Source organism: Amylolactobacillus amylotrophicus DSM 20534 (assembly GCF_001434555.1).
GTDB lineage: Bacteria > Bacillota > Bacilli > Lactobacillales > Lactobacillaceae > Amylolactobacillus > Amylolactobacillus amylophilus.
In genome coordinates, this window is record NZ_AZCV01000001.1 from 207,971 (window position 1) to 224,421 (window position 16,451).

Here is a 16,451-nt window from a genome sequence, read left to right on the forward strand (position 1 = left end):
GCCGTTTAACCAAGATATTATTTAACAAGCAAATCGATGAACTCTTCTTTGTCAATGCCGTTGAAATACTGACCAAGGTTGACATCAGCCAATGCTGCGGTGATCCCAGCACGATCGAAATTAACTCCCGTCAGAATATCCGCGAGTGACTGGACTGGTTCCGTACCAAAGAAGTCACCGTAAAACTTAATCTCGGTAATCTTACCGGCATTACTGTTAATTCTGGCATCAATTGTTCCCATGGAGAAGTGTTGCCGCTTCTGGATACTAAATTCAGGATTCTTACCATAGACCCAATCCCAGTTGTGGTAGTATTCCTTGACAATCTTGTCAATTTCAACCTGATCCTCAGGCGTCACAACGTATTCGTGACTCCTAATCTCAGCAACGTCTGCTGCATCGAACATGGTTAGAAGTAGCACATCCCTAAATTCTTCCGTAGTGAGGTTCTGGTACTGTGGATCAACGTAGGGTTTGATGTTTGTTACACGTTGTCTAATTGATTTAATTCCCTTTGAGGCAATCTTATCGGCCGGAACATTCAAAGCCTTTGTCAGCACATCTAAGTCCACGTCCCAGGATAGGGTGCCGTGTGAGAACGTCTTACCGTTTTTCGAGTACATCGCATTCCCAGAGAATTTCTTACCATCAACGAGCAAATCATTACGACCACCGCCCTCGGCGCTTGCTGCACCAAGTTTATGCAGGGCATCAATCACGGGTTGGGTATACTTCTTAAAGTTGCCAAAAGCATCGGTTGAGTTGTTGACCACGAAGCTGAAGCACAAGTTACCTAAATCATGGTAAACAGCGCCACCACCACTCAAACGGCGTGTTACTGTAATATTATTCTGCTCGACGTAGTCCGCATTGACTTCTTCGTAGGTGTTCTGGTTCCGGCCTACAATAATCGAAGGTTTCTCAATGTAGAAAAGCAAGAGCGGCTCATCAAAAGATTTTTCATTCATGAGATATTGTTCAGTTGCCAAATTCATACCAATATCGTCGGATTTCATTATTACATAATACATAGATGTATCTCCTTACAATATATAATTTGTACAACTTACATATTTACATGAAAGCGTTTCATTATCAAGCAAAACCTTGAATATCTTTACTCCAAATTAAAGCGATACATCCTTGACCCACATGTACACCAACGACCGGACCGATAATACTCGAGAGAATCCGGACATTTGGAAAACTCTGCTTGAAATCAGCCATCCATTCGGCCTTAAGTTCCGGTGCAGCTGCGTCGAAGAACGTTACCTGGACAGGGTAGTCAACATCTGCAATGGCTGCAGCGAAGTCACGTTTAATATGCTCAAACGCTTTTTTAGCTTGGCGTTCCTTCCCAATCGCGGAGATCTTTCCCTCTTCTTGGACATCCATGCCAAGAATTGGTTTTATTTTGAGCATACCGGCGACGAAGCTAGCAGCATTTGATAGTCGGCCCGTCCGCTTCAGGTGGCTCAGATCATCAACCATAAAGCGGACATGTGTTGTAGCACGTAAATCACTTAAGCTACTGATGATTTCTGGCACTGACTTGCCCGCTGCAACTAGCTTAGCCGCAAGCATTGCCATATTGGCAGAGCCGGCACATGTTACTTTCGAATCAAATGCATGGATATTAATTCTTTTTTCGGTTTCTGCATAGGCAACCAGACTAGGATAAAAACTTGAAAGACCACTTGAGATAGTCACAAAGATTACATCTGTGTATTCTTCTTGAACTAGTTGGTCCATCAGCTTTTGGACCTCGCCCATCGATGGGGTGGAGGTTGTTGGTAATTCTTGTTCACTGTAAAGGCGCCGATAGAACTCCTCACTGGTGATATCAATCATGTCACGGTATGTTTTATTATTCCAGATTATCGGAATAGGAATTACTGAAATCCCATATTGTTTCTCTTGTTCTTTAGTAAGATATGATGCACTGTCAGCAACAACGGCAATTTTCATTTCGATAAATCCTCCATTCATGTAGTTCATTTTAAACCAATCAAACAAATTTTGGTAATTTTGAATAATATTTCTTTACTTACGAAAAGTAAGATGATAACATTTATTTATCAACTTAATATAAGCGAGGTAAGAAATGGTTAATCAAAAATCAATTGATATTGCAAAAGAAAGAAGAACAATCTACCAACTTGGTAAGGATATCACACTTTCTCATGAAGAAATTAGCGAGCTAGTTCAGAATGCCATGATTGCATCACCAACTGCTTTTCACAGTCAAACTGTCAGAGCTGTTGTACTATTCGGCGAACACCACGTTAAGCTTTGGGACCTAACACTTGAAAGGCTTCGTCCGGAAGTCCCAACTGAGGAAGCAATGAAGGCTACGTCTGCGAAGATTGCTGGCTTCAAGGCCGCAGCAGGAACAGTGCTCTTATTCCGTGACCAAGCTGTTGTAAAACAACTAGAGGAGCAGTTCACACTATATAAGGATAACTTCCATGACTGGGCTGAACAGGGCTTGGGTGGTTTCCAACAACTACTCTGGACTGCGCTACGCGAGAATAATATTGGAGCAAACTTGCAACATTACAACCCGTTGATTGATGAGCAAGTTGCTAAGGAATTTGCTATCCCAGAAAACTGGGATTTAAGAGGGCAAATGGTCTTTGGCTCTATTGAAGGTCCAGACTCAGGTAAGAAAGAATTCCTGCCTTTTGAGGACACATTCAAGATTTTCGAATAATACCCAATGTTGAGAAAATAAGAAAGGAGGACCGTTACTGGTCCTCTTTTTTCTTGTGCAAAGCAGTAATTGCTAAACGGTGTGCATGTTTATTTTCCTTGTCACTAATTAATTTGGTATAATACAGATTAAATTGGCTTAATAGGTCGGTGATCAGCTGACTCTCTGCCGGATAACTCTTCGAATAACTTTTCTCAATACTCAAAAATAGACCTTTACTGTCGGTCAGAATCTCAATGATTGATTCAGTGAGGTCATGATCAATGAGGTACTTTAGTGCATCGATTAACGCTTCGAATTCAGCTTGATGATTATCTTGCACATTAATCCGTTTTGCATTCGATGCAATTATTCTCTTGCTGGTGAAATCCTGGATCACGTAAGCAATACTTGCATTCTTAGTCACGGGATCAAAGGCAGCATCGGTTTTTATAATTAACATAATCTATCTTTCCTAAGGAAGTATTTGATGAAACAAAAAAAACGTTTTTTTCTTTTTGGTGGCTACAGCGGAATTATCTACTATTCCTGGCTCCTCGTACTCTTATTTTTAACCATTATACTATCTTTTGAGAGTGTAAACGGCTTTAATTGGTGGCCGGTGGCTACTGGCGCGCTATTCATAATTTGGCTAATTTACTCAATTTTTGGCACATATTATGTGGTAACTAGCGGTGACTATGCTCAGGTCAAACTGCCGTTTATCAAGCAGTTTTCCGCCACAATCACCAACAAGAAGCAGAATGGGCGCTTCTATGCTACTGGTGTATTCATTAGGGCAAATCACACACCAATCAATTTTTTCCAATTCACAAAAACTAAGTAAAAATAAGGAGTATTATGATAATATTTTATTTTATCATCAGTATATTGGCAATTGTTGCCGATCAAGCCCTCAAGTTTTTCATCGTCCAGAACTACAGTGTAGGAGAGGTGCAGGAGATCATCCCCCGAGTGCTATCCTTTAACTACATCCAAAATGACGGTGCGGCTAGCAACATCTTCAGCGGCCAAATGTGGCTATTCTACATCATCAGTGCGGTTGTCATCCCGACGGTCATCTATCTGCTGATCAAGCACCGCCAGGGACACTGGTCATTTAAATTGGGATTGGCTCTTGTGCTAGGGGGCATCATCGGTAATTTAATCGATCGTATCAGACTGCACTATGTGGTCGATATGTTCCAACTTGATTTCATCCAGTTCAATATTTTCAACGTTGCAGACGCAGCAATCTCCGTTGGGGTAGTATTTATTTTCATCTACTTGATTTTCTTAGATAAAGAGGAAAAATGACAGAATTCAATCTAACAATTACGAATGAAACTGGTCGCTTAGATCAGGTATTGGCCCAGCAGGATTTCCAATTGAGTCGGACACAAATCAAGTCTTTAGTAAAAGACGGCCTGATTACTGTCAACGGCGGCCTGAAGAAAATAAGTTATGCTGTTAACCCCGGTGATCAGATTCAAATTCAGGTACCAGATACGAAGCCGCTGACATTGGCAGCAGAAAATATACCACTCGACATTATCTACGAAGACGACGATGTCATCGTTTTGAACAAGCCGCAGGGGATGGTGGTCCATCCAAGTGCCGGCCACCGCGATCATACATTGGTGAACGCGTTGTTGTACCATGCAAAGCTTGCGCCTGCAGCGGAGCCATTCAGACCCGGTATCGTCCACCGTATTGATAAGGATACGTCTGGCTTACTGATGGTAGCGAAGACCGCTCTGGCCCGTGAGAGCCTCGAGCGCCAGCTGCGGGACAAGGTTAATAAACGCGAATATCTCGCAATTGTGCACGGTAATTTTACGGAGGCGAAGGGGAAGATCACTGCTCCAATTGCGCGAAGCAAAGTCGACCGCAAAAAACAAGCCGTCGATCCGAATGGTCGTGCGGCAATTACGCATTTCTTCGTCGAAAAACAATTCGCCGGTTTTTCACTTGTGAAGTGTGTCCTCGAGACGGGGCGCACACACCAGATTAGAGTGCACATGCAGTATATTAAGCACCCAGTTGCGGGCGATCCAATCTATGCTCCGAAAAAAACTTTAGCTGGCAATGGCCAATTTCTGCACGCTCAAACACTGGGATTCTATCACCCAAGAACCAATAAGTGGCTAGAATTTTCTGTTGAGCCACCCAAAATTTTTCAGGAGATGCTCAAAAAATTGGCTAACGGTGATGTATAGATTTAGTTTGACATTAGCTAAGAAGACCATTACAATTCATCTAGGTTCAAAAGTTAACGCTACCTTTAATCCAGTCCAGAGAGGCTGACAAGGAGTCGTTTAGTTGTTCGTGCATAGTCCAATGGGATTACTGCGCGGACCAATTAATTACGCCTTCGTCAGTGGACGAAGGCTTTTTGTTTGCCAAGGATTGAGGTAACTGCAATTATGTAACCAGAGGAAGAAAACATGAATAGGGGAGATTTAGATGACAGACTATAAGAAAGATCCATCAATTTTACTTGATATTGAGGACAAGCCGGGACTTGGCCGCGGTATATTCCTCTCCATCCAACACTTATTTGCCATGTTTGGTTCAACTGTACTGGTACCAATTCTTGTGGGTTTAAATCCTGGCATAGCACTGTTTGCTTCAGGGGTCGGTACGCTACTCCATATTTTAATTACTCACCGCAAAATTCCACTCTACATGGGCTCAAGTTTTGCCTTCATTACAATCATGATTAGCCTAATGAAAACAGCGGGTTATCCAGCAGTAGCACAAGGAATTATTGCCGTCGGTGTCGTTTATCTGCTAATCGCATTAATTGTTAGCTTCGTCGGTCACGATTGGATTGACAAGGCCTTGCCACCAATCGTCGTCGGACCGATTGTCATGGACATTGGACTCTCACTTGCTGGAACAGCAGCGAGCGATGCAACAATGACGGCAGCAGGGAAGTATGAAATCAAATTCTTCTTAGTCGCACTCTTCACACTTTTTGCCACAATCTTCTTCACTATGTTCTTTAAGGGTTTCATTTCGCAAGTAGCAATCTTACTAGGAATCATCGTCGGCTACTTATTTGCTGCAGCACTCGGCTTGGTCGACTTCGCACCTGTTATGGCAGCAAAATGGTTCCAAGTACCAGATTTTGATATCATTTTTGTTAGCTATCGACCTCAAATGTATTGGGGTGCTATAATTGGGATGGTTCCGATTGCATTCGTTACGATGACTGAGCACCTAGGCCACATCATGGTCCTAAACGAAATGACAGGTAGAAACTTCTTCAAAGATCCAGGACTCGCTAAAACACTGACAGGTGACGGTACAGCTTCAATCTTCTCCGGCCTGGTCGGTGGTCCTGCACTAACAAGTTATGGCGAAAACATTGGTGTCATGGCAATCACAAAGATTCACTCCATTTATATCCTGATTGGCGCAGCAATGTTTGCTATAGTCTTTAGTTTCGTTGGTAAACTGTCAGCGCTAATTCAGAGTATTCCACGGCCAGTACTCGGCGGCGTAAGCTTCCTGTTATTTGGTGTTATCGCTGCCAGTGGCCTTAAAATCCTCGTAGAAAATAAAGTAGACTTCAATAAAAAAAGAAATCTGATGATTGCATCTGTTGTACTAGTAATTGGAATTGGTAATGCAGTGTTGCAACTAGCGCCAACACTTCAATTCTCCGGTTTAACAGTGGCATCAATCGTCGGTATTATCTTAAATCTTATACTGCCTAAGCACGCAGCAAGTGAAAGTGTAGAAAATGAATAACCGTTACTTAATATTAGAAGATGGGAGCTCCTATCAAGGAATTGGCTTTGGCGCACCGATCATTGCAACAGGAGAATTAGCCGTGGAAACGGCTAATTTTGGTTATCAAGAATCTTTGACAGACCAAACAAACGCCGGTCGGATACTTGTCTTCACCACACCAATCATCGGTGCAACCGGGATTAGTGCCATTGATTATGAGTCGATCAACCCGTCAGTCAAGGGCATCGTCGTCAATGATCTGGCTATTAAGATTGCTGGTAGTAACTCTTTCCAAGACCTGGACCAATTCCTCCGCGAAAAGAATATCCCCGGTATTTATCAGATTGATACCCGTAATATTGTCAAAAAGTTTAGTACATTGGACGTCCAAAAGGCTAGTATCATGGATACCAATGATCAACATGCGATTGACCAGATTAAGGCCCTAGTACTGCCAAAAAACAAAGTCCAGAATACGTCGACGGTTGATGCCTACGCAGCGCCAAATATTGGTAAAACAATTGCAATCATCGATCTGGGATTAAAGCATTCGCTACTGCGTGAGCTTTCCTTGCGCAAAATCAACTCTGTCGTCTTGCCATATAATGTCTCACTAGAGGAAATTCTTAATCTCCGGCCTGATGGCATCATCATTTCAAATGGGCCCGGCAAGCTAGAGTCCATTAATGTTGACCTGGAAGAGATTATCAAAGCACTCCAGTCGACAATTCCGATTATGGGAATTGGGTTAGGATACCTCGTACTTAGCAAATTCTTGAACTTGCAAATTAACGATTTAAGGCCGAACTATATCGGCTCGAACTATCCCGTACTGAATACTAGCAATTCTGAAATCTGGCAAACGGCCATGAACATCCAACAGATTGCGTCAGTACCCGAAATAACTGATAATGTGAGTTTCTCTGAGCAATTCATTGATCTCCACCAGAATTACCTGGCGGGATATATTTGGTCGGACAAAAGAATGATTGGTGTGGCCTTCAACCCTGAGGGTTCACCAGGTAACTTCGACGCACGTTTAATTTTCGATATTTTTCTCAAAATGATGGAGTAAGTTATGCCTCTAAAAAACGAACTAAATAAGCTTCTCATAATTGGCTCCGGCCCGAATATCGTAGGTGAGGTGGCAGAGTTCGACTTGATTACTAAGCAGGCCATTGAATCATTTCTTGAGGATTCAATCAAGTTAGTAATTGTGAACCCAAACCCAGCTACGGTGGCCACAGACCCGAGCGCGGACGTTACTGTTTATCTTGAACCCATGACGATTGATTTCCTGAAACGAATTCTGCGCATGGAGCAACCAGATGCTATTGTTACGGCACTAGGTAGTAGTATTTCCATCCAGATGGCACTTGAACTGAAACAGTCTGGGATACTCGATGAACTCGAAATCAAACTACTAACCATCAATAATCAGACACTAGAGGTTGTCCAGGATAAGAGAAAACTAATTGAGGTGCTTTCCGCAAACAATTTACCTTGCAGCAAGAATTTTGAACTTAATGAGAGTGTGAGCGAACTCCAGAAGCATCTTTCGAGCATCCAATTTCCACTCATCATAGCGAAAGCCGACCGGTTTCGTGAGCGCAGACACATTAAAGTGACTGACGAGCAAGAGCTACTCGGTTACTTGGAAAAAGAGGCTAGGACGAGCGACTATAATACAGAAAACTACCAATTCTACGAAGACCTCTCCGATTGGGAGGAAATTTTAGTGGACGTACTAAGAGACAACGAGGGTAACCTAAACTTCGTTAACTTTGCCGGGTCCATCGAGCCAGTCTCCATCAATAGAGGTGATTCAGTCCTCGTATCGCCCATTCTCACACTTAATAATCAGTCAATTCAGAAAATTCGCGCCATCACGAAGAAAATTGGTCAAATTTTCAATCATCATGGTATTTTAAGTGTCCATTTCGCTGTTAAGCAGCAGAGTGACCGTGTCTCCATCAAGGTTTTAAGTATTAGGCCGCGAATTACCCGCAGCACACTGCTCGCTTATCGAGCAGGGACTTATAATATTGGCTATGTCCTTGCCAAAATTGCGCTGGGCTACAACCTGAACGAGATTACAAATCCAAACTCTGGTTTAAATGCCGCAATCGAGCCAATTCTCGACATGGTAGCAACCAAGTTTCCCAACTGGTCCTTCACCGAATCTGGTGAAAATCATTATTTGTTGAACGATAAGATGCAGGCGAGTGGGGAGGCGATTGGAATTGGCCATAACTTCGAGACCGCGATGATGAAGGGGATTGAGTCTACAAATTCGTTCGAACAGAACATGACGTTGTACCACAAGTATCTCACAGAAGATATTGACGACTTACTAACCGAACTCGCACATCCAGGTGAGCGTCATCTAATTCAACTTGTAATTGCGTTAGTTCGGGGAGTTAGTTTGACGAAACTCCGGCAATTAATCAAAATTCACCCAGTCTACCTCCAAAAGTTTAACAACATCGCGCAGGTAATCAGCCAATTACGCACAACATACTTTTCGACAGATAATAATGAGGCAACAGCAGCATTGTTGTATCGAGCCAAACTACTGGGCTTTTCAAACACACTGATTGCCCAGATAACACACCAACACCCAGATGTAATCATCAAAAATGTCCGAGAGGCAGGAATTGAACCGAGTTTTATTCAGCTAGATGGAACTGCCGGCATGTATACGCCACAAGTTTCCGCCGTTTACTCAGCCTACGGTGTTCATAATGAAGTAGAACCAATCAAGTCAGACAAGCCCAAGTTATTAATTATTGGATTAGGGCCATTCCAAATTTCATTAAACTCAGAATTTGATTTCATGCTTTTCCACGCCATTAAAACACTGAAAGAGCTCGGCTATGAGACGATTATTATCAGTAATAACTCGGAAGCAATTAGTTCCAGTTACCGTTTGGTTGACCGTGTTTATTTCGAACCCATCACCATCGAGAACATTCTCCGGATTGCCAAATATGAGGGCGTCACATCAATCATGACGCAGTTCAGTGGCAAGCAGACCAACCATTTCGTCGGTGCATTACAAGAACATGGGTTACATATCGTAGGGCAAGAACACTTTGACTTGTACCACCTGGACCAAAAAGAGGTCCTGAATAAACTCTTAACGAACCTGGATTTCAACGGCGTTCCTGGTACGTCAACCACTACGCTCACGGACGCACTGGCATACTCAAATGAGATTGGCTTTCCGGTTCTGGTAGGTGGCAAGACGCAGAATAGACCGCAGAAATCCGCCGTTGTCTTCGATGAACCGGCCCTAAGGGAGTACATCCTGCAGAATCAACTCGATAAAATCAATATCAGTAAGTTTATTGACGGCCAGAAGTACGAAGTGACGGCGATTAGTGATGGTGAGAATGTGACTATTCCCGGGATTATTGAACACCTGGAGCAGTCCGGTTCCCACGCTAGCGATTCCATTGCGGTCTTTAATCCGCAGAATTTAACATCCGATCAGCGGCGGCAAATTCGCGATATGACGGTAAGCCTTAGCCATCTAATTAAAATGCGTGGCTTCTTAAATATTCATTTTCTAATTTTTCAGGGAACAATCTATGTGCTTCAAATTAAGACCTATGCAGGTCATAATGTGCCATTTCTCTCGAAGGCACTCAGGCAGGATATCACTAAAGTAGCGACAAAAGTAATTCTGGGCAGTAGCCTCCAAGAACTAGGTCTGCCAGCGGATATCTGGCCATCGAATAACCTGATTTACGTCAAGATGCCTGTATTTTCGTACATTAATTATCACGGCGAGAACACCTTCGATTCGAAGATGAAGGCTAGTGGTTCCGTGGTTGGTCGGGATACAAAACTCAGCAAGGCGCTCTATAAGGGTTATGCTGGTGCCGGGTTGACTATTCCCACATATGGGTCAATCTTTATTTCCGTTAAGGACGAGGATAAGAAGGAAGCAACAAATCTCGCACACAGATTCCATTTGTTAGGCTTCAAAATTTTTGCGACCGAGGGTACGGCAAGTATACTGGCCGAGACTGGAATTACGGTTAACATCGTGCCGAAGGTTGAAGGGAGCAACCACAACGTAATTGATAAGCTAACCGCGCACAAAATCAACTTGGTCATTAATGTCACCAACTATTCTGATTTGGCTAACCAGGACGCAACACAAATCAAGGACGCAGCATTACATGCCCACATTCCCGTCTTCTCAAGTCTAAAGACGGCAAGCTACGTACTTGAGGTATTAGAGTCACTTGCATTGACTACCCAGCCAATCTAGGAGCTTTGCGCATCTAAGACAACGTATTTTGAATACAAAAAAGTAACTATTCCAATTTTTGAAAGGAATAGTTACTCTTTAGTTCCTAGACTTCAGTTACTTGACCTGCTTAGCCAGTATTTCAGCTTCGTTTGGCGTGACCTCGATTGAGTTCTGACCGGTATAGATAACGAAGCCAGGCTTAGCGCCATTTGGTTTTTTAACTCGTTTGACTGGGACATAATCTACCTGCACATGGGAAGACAGCCGGGCCTTTGAATAATACGCTGCAATCTCAGCCGCTTCTTGAATATCTTGTTCAGATGGTGAATCAGCGCTCTGAATCAACACGTGGGAACCTGGGATATTCTTGACGTGCAACCACAGATCCGTTTTCTGTGATTTCTTGAACGTTAGCCAGTCATTTTGATAATTATTCTTACCAACCAACACTATTTTGCCACTCGACAATCTAAAGGTACTCAACTGTTTCTCTGTAATCTTCTGCTTACGCTCCTTGCGCGCCGTTTTCTTCAAGTATCCTTGATTTTGAAGTTCAGCGACAATCGCTGCGATATCTGCTGGTTCGGCGTTTGCAACCGCAGTCTGCACGGACTCAAAGTAGGCAATATTTTGCTTGGTGAACTCAATCTGCTCGTTCACATATTTAATGGAGTTTCTCAGCTTCTGATATTTGGTAAAATACTTCTGCGCGTTTCGTTGTGGTGATAATTCCGCCGCAAGTGAGATTTCTAGTTCGTGGTTCTCATCATAATAATTTGGTAGTGCAATTTGGGTCATGCCAGGTTTCACCTGATTGAGATACGTATTTAACAACTCACCCTTGATTCTATACGACTCGGAGTTTTCCGCATGTGTGAGTTGATCCTCTAGTTTTACCAGTTTCTTAGTCAACTTCTTTAGTTCGTTGTTGACCAATGTATTGACTTTCTGCGCGCGCTCTTTCACCCAGGCATTAGTAGCTTCCGTTCGATAGAAATTATCGACAAGTTCGTTCAAGGTATCGTACTTAACCCTGCCGTTTGCTGAGAGGGTAGTGGGGGTATAGCTGAAGAAGACGGGCCTTTTGCGGTTATTCAAGCCTAGCGTTGGTGTAGTTTCCAGTATCGTCGCCACAAAATTCTGAATTGTTTCGTATGAAAAACTTTCCTCTAGCCTAGTTTGCAGTTCGAACTTATTATCGCGGTCGAGTCCGCCCAATGAGTGGATGAATGAGTTGATATCGCTAAAGTTGGCGAATTGTGTCTTAGTAACAGTGCAAATATCCAATTGCTCATTCAATGGTGGCAATTCGTAACGAGCCTTAGGTAAAAGCATCCGTACTCGATTTTCATCGGGGTTGATTCGCTTCTGTAAGTCAACTATCTTGCCGTCGTTTCTATTAATCAGAATCAGGTTGCTGTGTCTGCCCATTAGTTCGAGAGACAACGTGAGTGTCTGCTCGTCGCCTAATTCATCGTGATTCGTGAAATCGAAGTTTACAATACGATCATTTCCAACCTGCGAAATTTCCTTTAGAATAGCACCTTCAAGATACTTTCTCAGTACCATTGCAAAAGTAGGGGCAACGGGAGGATTATCGATATCGGTATCTGTCAGATAAAATCGTGGAGAATTAGCGTTGGTGGATAGTAACAGCTGTTTTCTCTTTCGACTCTGGCGGAAAATTAATATGACGTCTTGATCAAAGGGTTGATAAACTTTCATTAGCTTACCAGTCTCCAATTGTGGCTTCAATTCCTCGAGATATTTCTTAATAAAAAGTCCGTCAAATGACATATGCTCACCTCAGTTATTAATTACTCTATTGTACTATTTTCATGACTAAAAAGGTAATTTGTTCTTCTAAGCAAAAATCAGTCAAAAATACGTCTCAGTTGTACAATCAAAGCAGATTCGTTGTATAATACAATATATTGTTAAATCAGGAATAGAAGGGGATTAATATGAATATTCTACTTTTCAACGAGATTGGCGAAAAAATCATGAAACTTTTGATGAATTCAACAAAGTTAAATCAGAGTCAAATCAGGTTACTACAATATTTTAGTGAAACCGGCAACGAATTGCTCGCCATGAACGACTTAGCACATGAATTATCTATTTCAATTTCCACACTCAGTAGACAACTAAATCAAGAACAGACAAGATCTTACCTTGAGTTTGACTTGACTTCAAAAGACTCAACTAAACATGTTCATTTATCAGCTAATGGTCTAATCAAGGCTGAGGAATTAAAAAAAGCAATTACAGGATTAACAGACAAGATCTTCGCATATTCCGCTCAGGAAGAAATTAGTTTCTTACGGTCGGAACTTAGTATGATAATTAAGAAGCTAAGTTAGTGACGCATCATTTGTAAAGCGCTTTACATTAGGGTTGTAAGCCGGCCAATATTTTTTTTTAGCTGTTGATGTGATATACTTTTAGAAGCAAATATATTCAATTATTGCGCATTGCATTTAAGCAAGAAAAAATTATTTTAATTATTTTATTGATAGTAAGTGAGTCTTAATTTGAAAATTGCACTTGTGACAGATAGTACTAGCTATCTAACTAGAGACGAAATTGAACAGTATAATATCAACGTGCTACCCATTCCTGTCATCATTGACGATAAGGAATACCTGGAACACGTTGATTTTAATTCTCAGCAGCTTTATGAACTTGAGCAGGCTGGTGCGGGGTTTCCTCAAACCTCCCAGCCCAGTATTGGCGAACTTCTTAGCTTGTTTGAACAGATCAAAGCTGATGGTTACGACGCAATCATTGCCATCACACTTGCCGGTACAATTAGCGGCTTCAATCAAACGCTGGTCAACCTTGCCAATGCTAATCCAGAATTGCACCTGTACCCGTTTGATTCGCAAATTACTGTTCGTCTAATGGGTTATCAGGTAATCGCCGCTGCCAAAATGATTGCCGCAGGCCTCAATCCCGCCCAAATTATCAGTAACCTGAGTGAACTGAGACAGCAAACCGATGAAATTTTCGTAGTTGATGATCTTAATAATTTGGTGCGTGGTGGTCGCTTGAGTAATGCATCGGCATTGGTTGGCTCGATGTTACAGATTAAACCTTTACTCACATTTGACGCAGAATCACACAGAATAGTTTCTTTCGACAAAGTTCGCTCTATGAAGAAAGCCATTGCCAAATCAGAGAAGTTGATGGCCAAGAAGATAGAAACAAACGTGTCTGACTTAGAGAAGCTCCGGATTATCATTTATCATGCTAATGAGCGAGAAACTGCAATCAAGATTCAAGCTGAATTAACAGCAAAATATCCGCAAACACCAAATGAAATTGATGAGTTTGGTCCAGTGATTGCAACACATTTAGGTGAAAAAGCAATCGGTATTACATGGATGCCAGATGTTTTGCAAATTACTTACTAGGTTACAGTCCTTAATTACGAATTTGAAGATAGCTGCACAGCAGCTTTGTTTTTCGGATGTGAGTTTACATAATATATATTATCGGAAGTTATCTCGCTAAATAAATCCTGTCCCCTTATCCTAGTATGTCTCACTAAGAATTTGCTGGCTTTTATGTGTCATCTTATACTTTTGCTGGAAAACAAAAACCCAAACATAAAAAATGTTTGGGTTTGCTTATTTACAATGCAACTGATTAACTGATTAGTTAAGTAGAATTGCTCAGAATTTAGAATGCTGCAGTAAGTTGTGGGACAATTTGTTTCTTTCGCGAAACAACGCCAGGCATTGCTGCCACATCATCAGTGATAGTTTGGTTAAACGTGTGCTCGAATGCAGCCTTAGCCTCATCAGAACCCAACACGATTGCCTTTGAGTTGCTATTTAAGATATCCGTAATTACGAATACAAACAGATCATATCTGTCCTGTGCAATCTCAGCGTTAATTACAGTCGTGAACTGAGCCTGCCGTTTTAAGACATCTGCAACATCAACTGTATTTACCTGTGCAATTCGCACATTCTTACCATTCATCTCGAAGCTCTTGGCGTCCATATCAACCAGTTCTTGTTCCGACTTAGCAGACAAATCTGTACCAGCCTTCAACATTTCTAGTCCATACGCTTCGTAGTCAACGCCAGCAAGTGATGCCAAATCCTTCACAGCAATCTCGTCAGTTGGCGTAGTTGTCGGTGATTTAAACAAAAGTGTATCTGAAATAATCGATGACATCATGATTCCCGCAATTTCCTTTGGAATCGCCGTCTTATACTCGTGGTACAACTTCCAGATAACAGTGCTTGTGCAACCCAGAGGTTCTGCACGATAGAATAACGGGTTTGCTGTGTTGAAGTTTGCAATTCTGTGGTGATCAACGACGTGCGAAACTTGCACGTCTGCGATGTCACTGACGCTTTGTTGAAATTCATTATGATCAACGAGCATTACTGCATCTACTTCATTTGATACTGTCTGAACAACTCTTGGAGCATTAAAGCCAAATTTGTCCAATGTAAATTTCGTCTCTTCATTTGGTTCACCCAAAGCTACAGCTTCGGTGTCATAACCAAGTTGATTTACCAAATACGAAAACGCGATGGCAGCGCCAATCGCGTCAGTATCTGGATTTTGATGACCAAAAACTAATTCTTTTGCCATTTTAATCCATTCCCTCTTTTTCCGATTAGATAGTTTCTACATGTTCTAATCTACTAGAATAACTCTCTTTTGCCAAGAACTTATCCCAATGTTCGAAGAAATTATTTATCCGCGGAATGTTTTCCTTTTCGCGTCTGTAGATAAACGACATATCAAATCTGACACGTGGATCGAAATGAAGTGCCGTCAAATCAATTTGATCTTTATGTGCTCGGTAGAAGCTCTCAGTAATTGCAGTATCCGAGTTCGTCTTTTCAGCGAAACGAATTAATTGATATGGCGATGTGAAAAGTGCGTTCGACTCAGGGAGATCGACCCTGTTATCCTTAAATACCTGAGTTAGTATTTGGGGAACGTAGAATTCCACTGGATATGAAACCCAGGGATTCTTATTAGCATCTTCCAGGCTAATAGATTTCTTGTTCTTAGGTACATCGTCATGCGTGAGGTAAAGCACCTCATCCATGTAGATTTGCTTTACCTTATATGGCTTCCAGTTCTTAATGCTCTCATCTGGTAAATGCATAATTGCGAGGTCAATATGGTTATTTTCTAACCGCTCCAAGATTTCGTTTCTGGTTAACATATTCAACGAGATGGTGATCTCAGGAAAAAGATCATTAAACTCGATGATGAAGTCCTCAATCACTTGATATTCGATGGAAGATAAAACTCCAATTGAGATATTCCCCGTCTCTGAGTTCGTATCCTTCTGGATTTGATCAACTGCATTATTCACCGTGTTAAATAATTCCTTTGCGGTTTCTTGCATCTTGATACCAGCATCAGTCAGATATAACTTCTTACCAATCTGGCCGAATAACGGTGCACCGACAGCACGCTCAATCTTCTTAATCTGTTGAGTAAGTGCAGGTTGAGTGATGCCAAGTATTTGCGAAGCTTGGGTGTAACTCATATTATCAATCAGTTGCAGAAAGTATCTGAGTGACTTTGCTGAAAGAACAGCATCTGATTTGAACTTCATTACTTGTACTCCTTTTATATTTATCTGTTTTGTTTGATAATGACATTTCAAAAGCACCAATGTTCAAAAATGTTAGTTTCTTGGTGTGTTTGATTTGATTGATTAACAATATCTATGATAACGCATTACTTACGTATCATAAAATATTATGTCCC

At 41.8% G+C, this 16,451-nt stretch carries 15 protein-coding genes; 9 read left to right on the forward strand and 6 right to left on the reverse strand.

What is annotated here, in order from left to right:
- Positions 1-17 precede the first annotated feature (17 nt).
- Together FC62_RS01025 and FC62_RS01030 are read right to left on the reverse strand one after the other, a co-directional pair.
- Positions 18-1,031 (reverse strand): lipoate--protein ligase, encoded by a 1,014-nt coding sequence (locus tag FC62_RS01025; protein ID WP_056946134.1) that lies wholly within the window; start codon positions 1,029-1,031, stop codon positions 18-20.
- Positions 1,032-1,095: 64 nt separating this feature from the next.
- On the reverse strand, positions 1,096-1,968 hold the full coding sequence (locus FC62_RS01030) for a DegV family protein (protein WP_056946133.1): 873 nt from the start codon (positions 1,966-1,968) through the stop codon (positions 1,096-1,098).
- A 136-nt stretch (positions 1,969-2,104) separates the two neighbouring features.
- Between FC62_RS01030 and FC62_RS01035 the strand changes: the two genes are divergently transcribed.
- On the forward strand, positions 2,105-2,713 hold the full coding sequence (locus FC62_RS01035; protein ID WP_054745086.1) for a nitroreductase family protein: 609 nt from the start codon (positions 2,105-2,107) through the stop codon (positions 2,711-2,713).
- A gap of 34 nt (positions 2,714-2,747) precedes the next feature.
- Here FC62_RS01035 and FC62_RS01040 read toward each other — a convergent pair whose 3' ends face one another.
- Positions 2,748-3,155 carry a reverse transcriptase-like protein gene (locus FC62_RS01040; protein ID WP_056946132.1) on the reverse strand — a complete coding sequence of 136 codons (408 nt, stop codon included), beginning with the start codon at positions 3,153-3,155 and terminating at the stop codon, positions 2,748-2,750.
- 27 nt (positions 3,156-3,182) lie between these two features.
- Here FC62_RS01040 and FC62_RS01045 point away from each other — a divergent pair, with 27 nt between their 5' ends.
- The 6 genes from FC62_RS01045 (at position 3,183) to FC62_RS01070 (ending at position 10,715) form a co-directional block, all read left to right on the forward strand.
- The gene (locus FC62_RS01045) at positions 3,183-3,539 is read left to right on the forward strand and encodes a hypothetical protein (protein ID WP_056946131.1); all 357 of its coding nucleotides are present in this window, start codon (positions 3,183-3,185) and stop codon (positions 3,537-3,539) included.
- Positions 3,540-3,553: 14 nt separating this feature from the next.
- Positions 3,554-4,009 (forward strand): signal peptidase II, encoded by a 456-nt coding sequence (gene lspA, locus FC62_RS01050; RefSeq protein WP_054745092.1) that lies wholly within the window; start codon positions 3,554-3,556, stop codon positions 4,007-4,009.
- Positions 4,006-4,911 carry an RluA family pseudouridine synthase gene (locus tag FC62_RS01055; RefSeq protein WP_056946130.1) on the forward strand — a complete coding sequence of 302 codons (906 nt, stop codon included), beginning with the start codon at positions 4,006-4,008 and terminating at the stop codon, positions 4,909-4,911. Before lspA ends, FC62_RS01055 begins: the two co-directional genes overlap by 4 nt.
- A gap of 247 nt (positions 4,912-5,158) precedes the next feature.
- On the forward strand, positions 5,159-6,451 hold the full coding sequence (locus FC62_RS01060) for a uracil-xanthine permease family protein (RefSeq protein ID WP_056946129.1): 1,293 nt from the start codon (positions 5,159-5,161) through the stop codon (positions 6,449-6,451).
- Positions 6,444-7,508, forward strand: coding sequence for a carbamoyl phosphate synthase small subunit (locus FC62_RS01065; protein ID WP_056946128.1), 1,065 nt, complete (start codon positions 6,444-6,446; stop codon positions 7,506-7,508). The genes FC62_RS01060 and FC62_RS01065 overlap by 8 nt, the downstream gene beginning before the upstream one ends.
- Before the next feature lie 3 nt (positions 7,509-7,511).
- Entirely contained in the window at positions 7,512-10,715 is a 3,204-nt protein-coding gene (locus FC62_RS01070; protein WP_056946127.1) for a carbamoyl phosphate synthase large subunit, read from the forward strand.
- 96 nt (positions 10,716-10,811) lie between these two features.
- Here FC62_RS01070 and FC62_RS01075 read toward each other — a convergent pair whose 3' ends face one another.
- Positions 10,812-12,494 carry an Rqc2 family fibronectin-binding protein gene (locus FC62_RS01075; protein ID WP_056946126.1) on the reverse strand — a complete coding sequence of 561 codons (1,683 nt, stop codon included), beginning with the start codon at positions 12,492-12,494 and terminating at the stop codon, positions 10,812-10,814.
- A 167-nt stretch (positions 12,495-12,661) separates the two neighbouring features.
- On the opposite strand from FC62_RS01075, the gene FC62_RS01080 reads away from it, so the two are divergent.
- Together FC62_RS01080 and FC62_RS01085 are read left to right on the forward strand one after the other, a co-directional pair.
- Entirely contained in the window at positions 12,662-13,060 is a 399-nt protein-coding gene (locus FC62_RS01080; RefSeq protein ID WP_056946125.1) for a MarR family winged helix-turn-helix transcriptional regulator, read from the forward strand.
- Positions 13,061-13,231: 171 nt separating this feature from the next.
- Complete coding sequence (locus FC62_RS01085; protein WP_054745096.1) at positions 13,232-14,113, forward strand: DegV family protein; 882 nt, start codon at positions 13,232-13,234, stop codon at positions 14,111-14,113.
- Between the two features lie 268 nt (positions 14,114-14,381).
- On the opposite strand, the gene FC62_RS01090 is transcribed toward FC62_RS01085, so the two are convergent.
- Complete coding sequence (locus FC62_RS01090; RefSeq protein WP_056946124.1) at positions 14,382-15,311, reverse strand: manganese-dependent inorganic pyrophosphatase; 930 nt, start codon at positions 15,309-15,311, stop codon at positions 14,382-14,384.
- A 25-nt stretch (positions 15,312-15,336) separates the two neighbouring features.
- Positions 15,337-16,296 (reverse strand): LysR family transcriptional regulator, encoded by a 960-nt coding sequence (locus FC62_RS01095; RefSeq protein ID WP_056946123.1) that lies wholly within the window; start codon positions 16,294-16,296, stop codon positions 15,337-15,339.
- Between the last annotated feature and the right edge of the window lie 155 nt (positions 16,297-16,451).